The sequence below is a fragment of the Intrasporangium oryzae NRRL B-24470 genome (genome assembly GCF_000576595.1).
In the GTDB taxonomy this organism is placed as follows: domain Bacteria; phylum Actinomycetota; class Actinomycetes; order Actinomycetales; family Dermatophilaceae; genus Intrasporangium_C; species Intrasporangium_C oryzae.
In genome coordinates, this window is the sequence record NZ_AWSA01000007.1 from 53,447 (window position 1) to 66,682 (window position 13,236).

The window sequence follows — 13,236 nt, forward strand, 5'->3', positions numbered from 1 at the left end:
CTGGGAGGACCCCTGACGCGGCCGCCCGCCGAGGATCCGGGTGCGCTCGGGCCTCAACGCCCCGCGAGCAACCGGGTCGTGCGCGAGAGGACGAGCCGCTGGACCGGGCCGAGCCGGGCGGCCCGGGCGTCCACGAGCGCCCGGAGCACGTCGAGGCCCCCGCCGGCCGGACCATCGCCCGGGCAGGCGTCCCCGTCGGCGTCCGCGCTGGTGCCCCAGAGACGGTCGAGCCACACGGGTTCGACGTCGAAGCGGGCCCGCACGAAGTCGGTGTACGCCTGGCGGAGCGCCGGCTCCGACAACGCGGTGCGAGCGTAGGTGGGCTCGGCGGAAACCTGCCCCCCGTGGCGGCGGTAGCCGAGGACCGGGACACCGCCCCGCGTGAGCCGCAGGCCGGCAGTGAGCGCCCGCAGCCACAGGTCGTAGTCCTCTGCGCGGACGGCCCGCCACCCCCCGATCCGCTCCAGCGTGCTCCGCCGGGCCCCCATCGTCGGGTGGCAGAGCGGGTTGTGGACGAGCAGGTGCAGGGGCATGGCCTCCGCCGTGATGGGCAGCGGGAGCTCGGGGCGCAGCCGCACGGGCCGCGTCGTGAAGGTGACGGCGGGCCCCACGATGAGGTCGGTCCCCCGCAGCTGGCGCAGCTGGAGAGTGAACCTGCCGGGGAACGAGATGTCGTCCTGGTCCATCCGGAAGACGTACTCGCTGTCGGTGCGGTCCATCAGCGCGCGGGTCGCGGCACCGGGACCGTGACTCTGCTCCGTGCGGTGGTAGTGGACCCGGGCGGAGCCGAGGGCGTCGAGAACACCCGGCACGTCCTCGGTCGAGCCGTCGTCCATGAGGGCGATCTCCGCGTCGCGGGGCAGCGCGGCCAGGGTGGAGCGGAGCGCGGCGCCCAGGGTCGATGTCCCGTTGCGCACCGGCATGAGGACCGTGATGAGCGGCATCGGTGGCGGGTCCCTTCCTCGGTCGTGGGGTGAGGCTACCGCCGGCGAAGGCGGATGCACGCGGCAGGGGGCCGGGCGGCATACCCCTGCAACGGGTGCCGTCACCCGGCGGCCGATGCGGTCGGGGAGCCGGCCGGGCGCCATACTCTCTGTCCATGCACCTTCTCGTCACCGGCGGAGCCGGGTTCATCGGGTCCAACTTCGTGCTGCGCGTCCGCGAGGTGCGCCCCGACTGGACCGTGACGGTCCTCGACTCGATGTCGTATGCCGCCAACCCGGCGTCGCTCGCTCCGGTCGTCGGCGACGGGCCGGGTGACGTCCGCCTCGTCGTGGGGTCCATCGCCGACGCTGCGGTCGTCGACCCGCTCGTCGCTGAGGCGGACGTCGTCGTGCACTTCGCGGCCGAGTCGCACAACGACAACAGCCTCGACAGCCCGTGGCCCTTCGTCGAGAGCAACGTCGTCGGCACGTTCACCATCCTCGAGGCGGTCCGCAGGCACGGCACGCGGCTCCACCACATCTCGACCGACGAGGTCTACGGCGACCTCGAGCTCGACGACGCGGAGCGTTTCACCGAGCAGACGCCCGTCAACCCGTCGAGCCCCTACTCGGCGACGAAGGCCGGTGCCGACATGCTCGTCCGCGCGTGGATCCGTTCGTTCGGGATCCGGGCCACGGTGTCCAACTGCTCCAACAACTACGGTCCGCGCCAGCACGTCGAGAAGTTCATCCCGCGCCAGATCACGAACATCCTCGAGGGCATCAGGCCGAAGGTCTACGGCTCGGGCCTCAACGTCCGCGACTGGATCCACGTCGACGACCACAACGACGCCGTCATCGCGATCCTCGAGCAGGGCCGCCTCGGCGAGACCTACCTCATCGGCGCCGACGGCGAGCGCAACAACCTCGAGATCGTCGCGATGCTCCTCGAGCTGACGGGCAGGCCGGCCGACTGGTTCGACCACGTCGACGATCGTCCCGGCCACGACCTCCGCTACGCGATCGACTCCTCGAAGCTGCGGGCCGAGACCGACTGGCGCCCGCGCTACGACGACATCCGGGCCGGCCTCGCCGCGACGGTCGACTGGTACCGCGCCAATGAGGCGTGGTGGCGCGAGGCGAAGGTGGCCGCCGAGCGGACGTACGCCCGCCTCGGCCGGTGAGCACGCTGCGCGTCCTCGTCACGGGAGCGGGCGGGATGCTCGCTCACGACCTCGTCCCCGCGCTGCGGGCCGCGGGGCACGCCGTCACGGCGATGGACCGCGGCGACCTCGACGTGACCGATGCCGCGGAGTGCGTCGCCGGCGTCTCCGGGCACGACCTCGTCGTCAACGGCGCCGCCTGGACCGCCGTCGACGACGCCGAGACGCACGAGGCCGCAGCCTTCGCGGTCAACGCCGTCGGCGCCGCCAACGTCGCCCATGCGGCCGCGCGCACCGGTGCACGTCTCGTCCAGATCTCGACGGACTACGTCTTCGACGGGACCGACGAGGTGCCGTATGCCGCTGACCACCCGGTCGCGCCCCGCTCGGCCTACGGCCGGACCAAGGCGGCCGGCGAGTGGGCCGCACGAGCGCTCTGCCCCGACTCGTGGGTCGTGCGCACGTCGTGGCTCTACGGCGCGGGCGGACCGAACTTCGTCGCGACGATGCTGCGCCTCGCGGGCGAGCGGGAGACGCTCTCCGTCGTGGACGACCAGGTCGGCGCCCCGACCTGGACCCGGGACCTGTCCGACCTCATCGTGCGGATCGTCGAGGCCGGGGCTCCCGCCGGGACCTACCACGGGACGTCGGCGGGGAGCACGACGTGGTTCGGCTTCGCGCGGGCGGTCTTCGAGGAGGCCGGGCTGGACCCCGAGCGGGTGCAGCCGACGACGACGGACGCGTTCCCCCGCCCGGCTCCGCGTCCGGCGTCGAGCGTCCTGTCGCACGACTCGCTCGTGGCGGCAGGAATCGAGCCGATCGGCGACTGGCGCCCGTCGCTCACGGCATACCTCTCGGGCGGCATCCGCGGCTGAGTCCCCGGCTGGGTTCCCCGGGTGGGGCCCGCGTCGGCGGGTCGGCTTCGGGGCCGGACGCCGGGCAGGGTCGTTCCCGCGCACCCGTGCTCGCCTGCGCCTTTCCACTACGCTGCGAAGGGGCCGGGGTCCACCCGGCGTGCACGTTCTCGACACCGCGCTGGAGGACACGGATGTACATCCCCAAGATGAGCTCCCGGCTGGCCGTGGAGGCGCTCGGCACCTTCTGGCTGGTCTTCATCGGCTGCGGATCGGCGATCTTCGACGGCAAGTTCATCGTCCAGGCCCTTGCGGACGGCTCGCCGGTGCAGCTCGGCATCGGCCACCTTGGGGTCGCCATCGCGTTCGGCCTCGCCGTCACGACGATGGCCTACGCCATGGGCCACGTGTCCGGGGCGCACTTCAACCCCGCCGTGACCATCGGGATCGCCGTGGCGCGCCGGTTCGACTGGAAGGACGTCCCGGCCTACGTCGGCGCGCAGGTCGTCGGTGGTCTCCTCGCTGGTGGCGCCCTCGCCGGGCTCGTCGCGTCGCGGGGACTGTCGACGACCGGCAACCTCGCGGCCAACGGATACGGCGCGCACTCCCCCGGCGGCTTCGGCCTCGGCGCGGTGCTCACCCTGGAGGCGCTCGTCACCGCCTTCTTCGTCTACATCATCCTCGGGGCGACGAAGGACGACGCCCCGAAGGGCTTCGCCCCGCTCGCCATCGGTTTCGGCCTGCTCCTCGCCCACCTCGTCGCCATCCCCTTCAGCAACGCCTCGATCAACCCGGCCCGCTCCACGGCTGTCGCGTTCTTCAACGGCAACGGCGCTCCGGGGCAGCTCTGGGCCTTCTGGGTCGCCCCCATCGTGGGTGGCCTCATCGCCGGCGCGACCTTCTCCTTCATCACCGGCGAGGACCGAAGCGACATGGACATCGAGGGCTCGACCGACGACATCAACAACGCCGCACGCGACGCCCAGGGGCAGCCCGTCCTCGATTGACCACACGCCCGGACCGCGCGCGCCTTCATCCCGGCCAAATGAAGGTATGCTCTTCAGATGGATGCGTTGAAGCTTCGGGCTTCATCGGTGGCCCTGATCGGTGACATCGTCGACTCACGGACCGCCCCCGACCGCCAGGCCCTCCACGACCGGCTCGAGCACGTGCTCGACGAGACCAACGCCAGGGTGCTCGCGCAGGACCCGGCGACGATCACCCTCGGCGACGAGTTCCAGGGCGTCTACTCCACGCTCGGAGACGCCCTCGCGGCGAGCTTCCGCATCCGCGCCGGCCTCCACCCGATGGCCGACGTCCGCTTCGGGCTCGGCCGGGGGGCCGTGAGCACGCTCGACCCCCGGCGCGGCATCCACGACGGGCCCGCCTACTGGGCGGCCCGCGACGCCATCGAGACGGCGAAGGAGCGCGCCGGCCAGGCGCAGTCACGCACGTCGCGGACGGCATACGTCTCCCCCGAGGACGAGCCCGGTCACGTCGCCGCCGTCCAGGCGGCCCTCGACTGTCTGGACTACATGGTTGGCTCGCTCTCGACGACATCACGCCGGATCCTCGGGGGGCTCATGGAGGGCGACACGCAGCAGGACATCGCGCGACGCGAGGGCGTCAGCCCGTCCGCCGTCTCGCAGCGCATGCGCCGCGACGGCATCGGTGTGGCGCTCGGAGCCATGACCACCCTGGCTGGGCTGCCATGACCTGGCTGTCCATCCTCCTCATCGGCACCGGCCTTGCCGACCTCGTCCGGGCGACGGGGTCCCGGCGGGGTCGCATGGCCGCGCACGCGGTCGCACCGGCCGCGGTGGCCGTCACGGCGGCCCTGTCGGGTGTCTACGCGTGGCCCGACGTCCTCGCCCTGGGCCTGGCGCTGCTCGGCTGCGCCGCGTGGATCGAGCTGTCGACGCGGACCCAGGCCGACGGACGGCACGCCCTCCGGGCGCTCGCCGCGCTGGCGCTGACGGCGACGGGCCTCGTCGCCTTCTCGGGGGGGGCGAGCACCCCGGGCGGTCCGCTCGGCCGCTGGCTCGCCTGGGCCGACCTTCCCGGAACCGAGACGCCCCAGCCGGCCCGCGTCCTGCTGATCCTCGCCCTCGTGCTCTTCAACGTGGCGAGCGCCAACGTCATCGTGCGACTCGTCCTGCTCGCCATCGGAGCCCTGCGCCCCGACCAGGTCGCGGCGCCGCCCGTCCCCCAGCCGGCCGACCGGCTCAAGGGCGGCCGGCTCCTCGGCCCGATGGAACGCCTCGTCATCCTCGGGCTCGGGCTCGCCGGCGAGGTGGGCGCAGCGAGCCTCGTCATCGCCGCCAAGGGGCTGCTGCGGTTCCCCGAGATCCAGGCATCCGGCCGCAACAGCGGCGGGTCCGACCCGACGCGGGCGCCCGGCCTCGGGATCGACGACGTGACCGAGTACTTCCTCGTCGGCAGCTTCGTCAGCTGGATCACCGCCCTCGCCTCGCTCGCCCTCGCCCGCTGAGGAGGCGTGACCTGCTCCTGACGGAGACGGGGCCGACGTGAGGCCGGCACGGTGAGGGGTCGCATGCCCGAGCCCACTGGCCCACTGTGAGCCGGGCCACAGGGCGGTCCATGGGCCGTTCTGAGCACGCTGCACGCACTGATAACGTCGGAACGTCCAGCGCCACACCGACGTGAAGGGCCCATCCGTGAGCACAACCCCTGTCAAGGTCGCCGTCACCGGCGCCGCCGGCCAGATCGGCTACAGCCTCCTCTTCCGCATCGCGAGTGGTGCGCTCCTCGGCCCGGACACCCCGGTCGAGCTCCGCCTCCTCGAGATCACCCCCGCCCTCAAGGCGCTCGAGGGTGTCGTCATGGAGCTCGACGACTGCGCCTTCCCGGCGCTCGCCGGCATCGAGATCGGCGACGACGCCAACCAGGTCTTCGAGGGCGCCAACCTCGCCATGCTCGTCGGCGCGATGCCGCGCAAGGAGGGCATGGACCGTGCCGACCTGCTCTCGGCCAACGGCACGATCTTCACCGGCCAGGGCAAGGCCCTCAACGACCACGCCGCCGACGACATCAAGGTCCTCGTCACCGGCAACCCGGCCAACACCAACGCGCTCATCGCGATGAGCAACGCGCCCGACATCCCGCGCGAGCGCTTCAACGCGCTGACGCGCCTCGACCACAACCGGGCGAAGACGCAGCTCGCGAAGAAGCTCGGCGTGTCCGTCACCGAGATCACCAACCTCGCCATCTGGGGCAACCACGACGACTCGATGTACCCCGACCTCTACAACACGAAGGTCGGCGGCAAGGTGGCGGCCGACCTCGTCGACGAGGCCTGGATCACCGACGAGTACATCCCGACCGTCGCCAAGCGCGGCGGCGCGGTCATCGCCGCGCGCGGCCTCTCGTCGGCGGCCTCCGCGGCCAACGCGACGATCGACCACATGCGCGACTGGGTGCTCGGCAGCGATGACTGGGTCTCGATGTCGGTCCCGTCCGACGGCTCGTACGGCGTCACCGAGGGCATCGTGTCCTCCTTCCCCTGCACGACGAAGAACGGCACCTACGAGATCGTCCAGGGCATCGAGCTCAACGACTTCTCCAGGAGCCGCATCGAGGCTTCCGTCGGACGGCTCGAGGCCGAGCGCGCCGTGGTCAAGGACCTCGGCCTGATCTGAGCCACTCGGCGACGCAGCACGTCGAAGGCGCCGGTCACCGCGAGGTGGCCGGCGCCTCGCTCGTGTGCGGGACGGTCCGGCCCTAGACGAGCTTGACCGTGGCCGACGCGATGAGCACGCCGATCCCGAGGGTGAGCAGGATGATGACATCGAGGGCGCGGGATCGCACCGTGAGGCCCCCGGCCTTGCGGGGCGGGTTGCGCACCAACCGGATCACGGCGCCGCCGATGAAGCCGGCGGCCATGATCTGGCCGCCGAGCCGGATCTGTCCGGAAGCGATGGTCAGCACCCCCGACCCCACGACGACGGCGACGAGCCACCAGACGCCGAGAACGCGGAAACCGCTGCCGCGCAGGCTCATCGGCGCCGCATCACGCGGAGTGGGCGATCGAGGCCTCGGCGGCCTCGACGATGTTGGTCAGGAGCAGCGCGCGCGTCATCGGCCCGACGCCTCCGGGATTGGGGCTGACCCAGCCGGCGACCTCGGCGACGTCCGGCGCCACGTCGCCGGCGATCTTTCCGTCGACGCGGCTCACGCCGACGTCGAGGACTGCCGCGCCGGGCTTGACCATGTCCTTCGTGATGATGCCGGGCACGCCCGCGGCCGCGATGACGATGTCGCCCTGGCGCACCTCGGCCGCGAGGTCGCGCGTCCCGGTGTGGCACAGCGTCACGGTGGCGTTCTCGCTCTTGCGGGTGAGGATGAGCCCCAGAGGACGTCCGACCGTCAGGCCGCGGCCGACGATGACGACCTTGGCACCGGCGATCGGCACGTCGTAGCGGCGGAGCAGCTCGATGCATCCCATCGGGGTGCACGGCAGCGGTGCGTGCTTGCCGAGGGCGAGCCAGCCGAGGTTCATGGGGTGCAGGCCGTCGACGTCCTTCTCGGGGGCGACGCGAGAGAGCAGGGCCATCTCGTCGAGGCCGGTCGGTTGCTGGACGAGGAAGCCGGTGCACGCCGGGTCGCCGTTGAGCTCGTCGATGACCGCCTCGACCTCGGCCTGGGTCGCGGTCGCCGGCAGGTCGCGGCGCAGGCTCGTGATGCCGATCTCGGCGCAGTCCTTGTGCTTGGCATTGACGTACCAGTGGCTGCCCGGGTCGTCGCCGACGAGGACGGTGCCGAGGCCCGGGACCACCCCGCGCTCGCGGAGCGCCGCGACCCGCTGGGTGAGCTCCGCCTTGATGGCCTTGAGGGTGGATGCGCCGTCGAGGATCTGTGCCGTCACGGGGACCATCCTGCCATTGCCCCCGCGACGTTCCGTCAGGCGGGCGCGGCGAGGCTGTCGAGCGCCGTGTCGGGGTCGGCGAGCCGGTCGCGGTCGACGACCGTCCGGTTGCGGACGAGCTGCTGGACGGCGTCGATCGTGTCCCACACGTTGACGTGCATGCCGGCGAGGACGCGCACACCCTCCCCCTCGGGGACGACCCAGAACGCCATGAACTCGTTGGTGGCGGGGTCCCCGCGCAGCACGACCTCGGCGTCGGTGCCGCGAGGGACGTACCCGGCATACTCGAGGCCGGCGTCGTACTGGTCGGAGAAGAAGAACGGGACCGGGTCGTAGGTGACGTCCTGACCGGCCATGGACCGGCCGGCCGCGAGGCCGCCGTCCTGGGCGTTGGCCCAGTGCTCGACCCGGACGTGGGTGCCGAGCGTCGTGCTGTGCCAGCTCGCCACGTCGCCGGCCGCCCAGATGTGCGGGTCGGACGTGCGCAGCGAGGCGTCGCAGCGCACCCCGTTGTCGACCTCGAGCCCGGCCGCCTCGGCGAGCGCGGTCGTCGGCGTGATGCCGACGCCGACGACGACGGTGTCGGCCTGGATGGTCTCGCCGTCGGAGGTCACGACCCCGGTCACCTGGCCGTCGCCCTCGAACCGGTCGACGCCCGTCCCGAGTCTCAGGTCGACCCCGTGGGCCCGGTGGAGGTCGGCGAACCATCCGCCGACCCGCTCGCCGACGACGCCGAGGAGCGGGGACGCCTGCGGCTCAACGATCGTCACCTCGCACCCGCGCTCCCGTGCGGCGGCCGCGACCTCGAGCCCGATCCAGCCCGCACCGACCACCGCGACGTTGCTCCCCGCGACGAGCCGCGAGCGCAGGGCGGCGGAGTCGCCCATCGTGCGCAGGTAGAGCACGTCCATCAGATCGGCGCCCGGGACGTCGAGGCGGCGAACGGTCGAGCCGGTCGCGAGGAGCAGCCGGTCGTAGCCGAGGGTCGCACCGCTCGCCAGCGTGACGGTGCGTGCGGCCGGGTCGATCGCCGTCGCGGCGTCGCCGAGACGGAGCTCGACATGCTGCTCGGCGTACCACTCCTGCGGGTGGGTGAAGGCCGAGTCGGCGGTGTCGTCGCCCTTGAGCACGCCCTTCGACAGCGGCGGCCGCTCGTAGGGGATGTGCTCCTCGGCGGCCACGATGACGATCGAGCCGTCGGGGTCGCTCTCCCGAATCCCTTCGACCGCCTTGGCGCCCGCAAGACCGCCTCCGACGATGACGTACGTGGCCTCTGACGTCGCGCTGCTCATGGGCCCCACTCTCACATGGTCGGGTGCCTCCGTCGAGAGTCAGCGCGCTGCCTTTCGCGCGAGCCGACGAGCGAGGTCGTATGCCGCTGGGCCGGGCCCCGGCGGCATACGACCTCACGGGGTCACGACGTCCACGCCCGCCACAGCGCGGCGTACTCACCGTCGAGCGCGACGAGCTCGTCGTGGCTGCCGAGCTCGGCGACGCGACCGTCGATGACGACGGCGATGCGGTCGGCGTCGTGGGCCGTGTGGAGCCGGTGCGCGATGGCGACGACGGTACGTCCGGTGAGAAGGGCGTTCATCGACCCCTCGAGGTGGCGGGCCGTGCGCGGGTCGATGAGCGAGGTCGCCTCGTCGAGGACGATCGTGTGCGGGTCGGCGAGGATGAGCCGGGCCAGCGCGACCTGCTGGGCCCGACCCGGGGTCAGGGCCAGCTGACCCGACCCCAGCCGGGTGTCGAGGCCCTCGGGGAGCCGCTCGACCCACTCCCAGGCGTCGACGGCGCGCAGGGCCTCGATGACGTCCTCGTCGGGTGCACCCTCGCGCGCGAGGACGACGTTGTCGCGGATCGTGCCGATGAAGACGTGGTGCTCCTGGGTGACGAGGGCGACCTCCCGGCGCAGGACGTCGAGCGGGAGCGCCGTCAGCTCGACGCCGCCGACCGCGACGGAGCCGGTCCGCGGCCCGTGGATCCCGGACAGGAGGCGTCCGAGGGTCGACTTGCCAGAGCCGCTCGGTCCGACGATCGCGAGACGCTCCCCCGTGCGCAGCTCGAGGTCGACACCATGGAGGACGTCGTGGCCCTCACGGTAGGCGTAGCGCAGGTCACGGCCGACGAGGTCGGCCCCGGTCGGCACCAGGTCGCCCGGCTCGCGGTCGGGCGGGACGCTCGCGATGCCGAGGAGTCGGGTCGTCGAGGCGATCCCGACCTGCACCCGGTCGACGGTGTGGACGAGCATGTCGAAGGGACCCCACAGGGCGTCGGTGAAGAGGATCGCCGTCGTGATCTGCCCCAGCGTCACCCAGCCCTCCGCGTAGCCGATCGCCCCGAGGAGCAGGACGAAGACGCGGGGCAGGCTGAAGGCGATGTCCATGACGATGAAGAGCAGGTTGCGCAGGGTCATGGTGTAGCGCTCGGCCTGCGCCGACACCGCGATGTCGTCGTCGCCGCGGCGCAGTCGGTTGGCCCGGAGCCCGAGGGCCTCGACGGTGCGCACTCCCTCGACCGTCTCGGTCAGGGTCGTGTTGATCCGCGAGTACGTGCCGCCCTCGGTGAGGTAGCCCTTGGGCGCCCGCGCGAGGTAGCGGCGCACCTGGAGGATCGCCAGCGACATGAGCACGAGCGAGGGAACGGAGAGCAGCAGGGAGTTGCTCACCATCGCGACCAACGTCAGCACGACGGTGATCCCGGCCATGATCGACTGCGGCAACGCCCACCGCACGCTCTCGCTCATCGTGCCGACGTCTCGCGTGACTCGGGTGACGAGGTCGCCCGAGCTTGCGCTCTCGACCCGCGACAGCGGCAGGCGCAGGATGGCCCGCACGACGTACTCGCGCGCCGACGCGAGGACGTCCTGGCCGAGCATCGTCGAGGACAGCTGGGCCGCGAAGATGAGCAGGGCCTGGAGCACGACCAGGCCCGCCACGATCAGCGCCGCCGAGTTGGCCGCCGCGAGCGCCGCGTCCTGCCGCCCGGCCTGGACGTCGGCGACCGTGGAGTCGACGAGGGCGCCGAGCAGGCGCGGCACGAGCAGGCCGGCGCCCGCCGCGAGGGCGTTGGCGAGCACGACGGCGACGACGAGCCGCCGTCGCTGGGTGAGCAGCGAGCCGATGAAGCCGACGACGGCACGGCTGCTGGCGATGGGCAGGCCCTTCTTGGGGCTCATCGTGTCGGCGACGAACTCCTGGGCGCGGCGCTCGCGGAGCAGGTGACGACGGCGCAACGCCGCGAGACGCTCCACGGCCGATGCGTCGGCGGGCGGGCGGAGCTCCTCGGGGACGGCCGGGACGACAACACCCGACTCCCACGTGCGTGCCGACTCCTCGGCGAGGTCGGGAGGCAGGGGTGAGACGTGCTGGTCGAGGTGGGTCACCGCTGCTCCTCCAGGGTCTCCCGGTGGGCTGGGTCGACGTCCGAGGGCCGTGGACCCTGGTCGAGTGCCGGCAAGCCGACGAGCTCGGCCAGCTCGGAGTCGAATCGGGCATCGCGCGAGGTGTCGCCGCGGACGACGACGGACCGGTAGCGGTCGTCGCGCAGGAGCAGCTCGCCGTGGCTGCCGCGGGCCGCGACGGCCCCGTCGACGAGGAGGACGACCTCGTCGGCGTGGTGGAGCAGCAGTGGCGACGCCGTCATGACCACGGTCGTGCGCCCGGCACGGTGGTCGCGCAGGCGGCGGGCGATTCGGGCCTCGGTGTGCGCGTCGACGGCCGAGGTCGGCTCGACGAGGACGAGGACCTCGGGATCGGCCGCGAGGACCCGGGTGAGGACGAGCCGCTGGCGCTGGCCGCCCGAGAGTCCGCGGCCCCGCTCGTCGAGCTCGCCCTGCCATCCCCCGGGAAGTGCGTCGAAGACGTCCTCTGCCGCGGCCGTGTGGAGGGCTCGTTCGGCCTCCTCCCGGCTCAGGCGGGCGTGCGGGTCGACCGCGGCCCGCAGGGTGCCCGCGAAGACCTGGGGTGAGGTGTCGCTCACGAGGACGTGCGCGCGGACCTCGTCGAGCTCGATCCGAGACAGGTCGACACCGCCCGCGCTGACGCCCCAGGGACGTCGCGCGCGCTCCTCGTCGGCCCGGGCCTGCTCGGCCCGGGCCGCGGCGCGGGCCGACCGCTCACGGCGGGCCGCCCGGCCTTTGAGCTCCTCGGGGACCTCGTCGCTGACGAGGGTCCCCTCCTCGCTCGGCAGGTAGCGACCGAGCCGGTCGGCGAGCGCGGCCGAGTCGTCGGGGACCGCCGAGACGACCATGGTCAGCCGTCCCGGCACGACCGTCAGCCCGGACGCGTGGTCGACGAGGGGAGCCCCGGAGGGGAAGGGCACGGGCCCGCTGGGGTGCAGCCAGGGCGTTCCCTGGCCGAGCACGGCGACCGCCTTGCGGGCCGACACGACCGAGCGGGTCCACTTCTGGGCGAACTCGACGAAGGTGCGCATCGGCTGGAGGAGGAAGAGCCCGTAGCCGAGGAAGCTGACGAACTGGCCCACGGTGAGCCGGCCCAGCGCGACCTCGCGGGACCCGAGCCACATGAGGGCGACGACGAAGGCGCCGGAGAGGAGGACGCCGACGGACTCGACGGCCGAGAGCCAGCGACCCGCGGCGACCCCCGAGGCGCGGACCCGCTGGGACTGGCCCGCGTAGTTGCCCCCGAAGGTCTCCTCGCCGCCGATCCCGCGCAGGATCCGCAGGCCGGCGACGATGTCGGTCGCCATCGACGTCAGCTCCGAGTTGCGGGCGCGCTCGACGCCCTGCCACCGCTGCATCGGCCGGAGCAGGGGCGCCCCGAGCAGGACGAGGAGCGGCGCGGACACGAGGACGAGGACACCCATCCGCACCGAGGTGCTGAGCACGATCGCGGCGACGGCCAGATAGGCGATGAGCTGCGAGAAGGCCCGGGTCGTGATCTCCATCAGCGCGCCGAACTGGTCGCCGTCGCTGCCCGAGACGGAGAGGACCTCGCCGGTCGGGGTCCGGCGGGTCAGGACGTGCCCGAGCTGGAGGGCCTTGCGGGTCACGAGCTTGGTCGTGCCGTAGAGGGCGATCAACCACTCGCGGACGATGATCGTGTGGAAGACGATGCCGCTCAGGGCACCGACGACGGTGACCGCGCCCAGCGCCGCGACCCAGCGCAGCGTGGTCGCCCTGTCGCCCGGGACGATGCCCGTGTCGATGGCGCGGCCCACCATCCACGGGCCAACGGTCTGCGGCACCATCCAGACCAGGGCGACGAGCAGCCCGGCCCAGAAGAGCAGGCCCTGCTGGCGGACCATCCACCAGAGGAGGGCCCGCGGGGAGCGCGTGTCCGGCTCGTCGGCGGCTCGGTCGGTGTAGGCCCTGATGTCGGGCGGAAAGTCTCGCATGGCCCATCCACCCTAGGCCGGGGCACCGACGGGGCCCCACCCGTTTTCGGCGG

At 72.6% G+C, this 13,236-nt stretch carries 12 protein-coding genes; 6 read left to right on the top strand and 6 right to left on the bottom strand.

Annotated features, from left to right (window positions below):
• Positions 1 to 53: 53 nt before the first annotated feature.
• Entirely contained in the window at positions 54 to 944 is an 891-nt protein-coding gene (locus N865_RS04480; protein ID WP_051510139.1) for a glycosyltransferase family 2 protein, read from the bottom strand.
• Positions 945 to 1,099: 155 nt separating this feature from the next.
• On the opposite strand from N865_RS04480, the gene rfbB reads away from it, so the two are divergent.
• The 6 genes from rfbB to N865_RS04510 all read left to right on the top strand — a co-directional run bounded on the left by rfbB (position 1,100) and on the right by N865_RS04510 (position 6,599).
• Positions 1,100 to 2,107: a dTDP-glucose 4,6-dehydratase gene (gene rfbB, locus N865_RS04485; RefSeq protein WP_034802020.1), complete on the top strand. Its 1,008-nt coding sequence runs from the start codon at positions 1,100 to 1,102 to the stop codon at positions 2,105 to 2,107.
• Positions 2,108 to 2,112: 5 nt separating this feature from the next.
• Positions 2,113 to 2,961, top strand: a complete 849-nt coding sequence (gene rfbD / locus N865_RS04490; protein WP_034802130.1) for a dTDP-4-dehydrorhamnose reductase — start codon at positions 2,113 to 2,115, stop codon at positions 2,959 to 2,961.
• A gap of 173 nt (positions 2,962 to 3,134) precedes the next feature.
• Positions 3,135 to 3,947: an aquaporin Z gene (aqpZ, locus tag N865_RS04495; protein ID WP_034802022.1), complete on the top strand. Its 813-nt coding sequence runs from the start codon at positions 3,135 to 3,137 to the stop codon at positions 3,945 to 3,947.
• A gap of 57 nt (positions 3,948 to 4,004) precedes the next feature.
• The gene (locus N865_RS04500; RefSeq protein ID WP_034802026.1) at positions 4,005 to 4,655 is read left to right on the top strand and encodes a SatD family protein; all 651 of its coding nucleotides are present in this window, start codon (positions 4,005 to 4,007) and stop codon (positions 4,653 to 4,655) included.
• Complete coding sequence (locus tag N865_RS04505; RefSeq protein ID WP_034802027.1) at positions 4,652 to 5,431, top strand: hypothetical protein; 780 nt, start codon at positions 4,652 to 4,654, stop codon at positions 5,429 to 5,431. Before N865_RS04500 ends, N865_RS04505 begins: the two co-directional genes overlap by 4 nt.
• A 187-nt stretch (positions 5,432 to 5,618) precedes the next feature.
• Positions 5,619 to 6,599: a malate dehydrogenase gene (locus tag N865_RS04510; protein WP_034802029.1), complete on the top strand. Its 981-nt coding sequence runs from the start codon at positions 5,619 to 5,621 to the stop codon at positions 6,597 to 6,599.
• An 82-nt stretch (positions 6,600 to 6,681) separates the two neighbouring features.
• On the opposite strand, the gene N865_RS04515 is transcribed toward N865_RS04510, so the two are convergent.
• The 5 genes from N865_RS04515 to N865_RS04535 all read right to left on the bottom strand — a co-directional run bounded on the left by N865_RS04515 (position 6,682) and on the right by N865_RS04535 (position 13,183).
• Positions 6,682 to 6,960 (bottom strand): DUF3017 domain-containing protein, encoded by a 279-nt coding sequence (locus N865_RS04515; RefSeq protein ID WP_034802032.1) that lies wholly within the window; start codon positions 6,958 to 6,960, stop codon positions 6,682 to 6,684.
• A 10-nt stretch (positions 6,961 to 6,970) separates the two neighbouring features.
• Positions 6,971 to 7,825 (bottom strand): bifunctional methylenetetrahydrofolate dehydrogenase/methenyltetrahydrofolate cyclohydrolase, encoded by an 855-nt coding sequence (locus N865_RS04520; RefSeq protein WP_034802035.1) that lies wholly within the window; start codon positions 7,823 to 7,825, stop codon positions 6,971 to 6,973.
• A 35-nt stretch (positions 7,826 to 7,860) separates the two neighbouring features.
• Entirely contained in the window at positions 7,861 to 9,117 is a 1,257-nt protein-coding gene (locus N865_RS04525; RefSeq protein ID WP_034802038.1) for an NAD(P)/FAD-dependent oxidoreductase, read from the bottom strand.
• Positions 9,118 to 9,239: 122 nt separating this feature from the next.
• Complete coding sequence (locus N865_RS04530) at positions 9,240 to 11,003, bottom strand: ABC transporter ATP-binding protein (RefSeq protein ID WP_034802134.1); 1,764 nt, start codon at positions 11,001 to 11,003, stop codon at positions 9,240 to 9,242.
• Between the two features lie 203 nt (positions 11,004 to 11,206).
• Positions 11,207 to 13,183: an ABC transporter transmembrane domain-containing protein gene (locus tag N865_RS04535; RefSeq protein ID WP_084327941.1), complete on the bottom strand. Its 1,977-nt coding sequence runs from the start codon at positions 13,181 to 13,183 to the stop codon at positions 11,207 to 11,209.
• Between the last annotated feature and the right edge of the window lie 53 nt (positions 13,184 to 13,236).

Excerpts from the sequence above, each read along its gene's own strand:
- N865_RS04505 (WP_034802027.1), top strand. The coding sequence starts at position 4,652 with ATGACCTGGCTGTCCATCCTCCTCATCGGCACCGGCCTTGCCGACCTC.
- N865_RS04500 (WP_034802026.1), top strand. The coding sequence starts at position 4,005 with ATGGATGCGTTGAAGCTTCGGGCTTCATCGGTGGCCCTGATCGGTGAC.
- N865_RS04515 (WP_034802032.1), bottom strand. The coding sequence starts at position 6,960 with ATGAGCCTGCGCGGCAGCGGTTTCCGCGTTCTCGGCGTCTGGTGGCTC.
- rfbB (WP_034802020.1), top strand. The coding sequence starts at position 1,100 with ATGCACCTTCTCGTCACCGGCGGAGCCGGGTTCATCGGGTCCAACTTC.
- N865_RS04535 (WP_084327941.1), bottom strand. The coding sequence starts at position 13,183 with ATGCGAGACTTTCCGCCCGACATCAGGGCCTACACCGACCGAGCCGCC.
- aqpZ (WP_034802022.1), top strand. The coding sequence starts at position 3,135 with ATGTACATCCCCAAGATGAGCTCCCGGCTGGCCGTGGAGGCGCTCGGC.
- N865_RS04530 (WP_034802134.1), bottom strand. The coding sequence starts at position 11,003 with ATGAGCCCCAAGAAGGGCCTGCCCATCGCCAGCAGCCGTGCCGTCGTC.
- N865_RS04525 (WP_034802038.1), bottom strand. The coding sequence starts at position 9,117 with ATGAGCAGCGCGACGTCAGAGGCCACGTACGTCATCGTCGGAGGCGGT.
- N865_RS04480 (WP_051510139.1), bottom strand. The coding sequence starts at position 944 with ATGCCGCTCATCACGGTCCTCATGCCGGTGCGCAACGGGACATCGACC.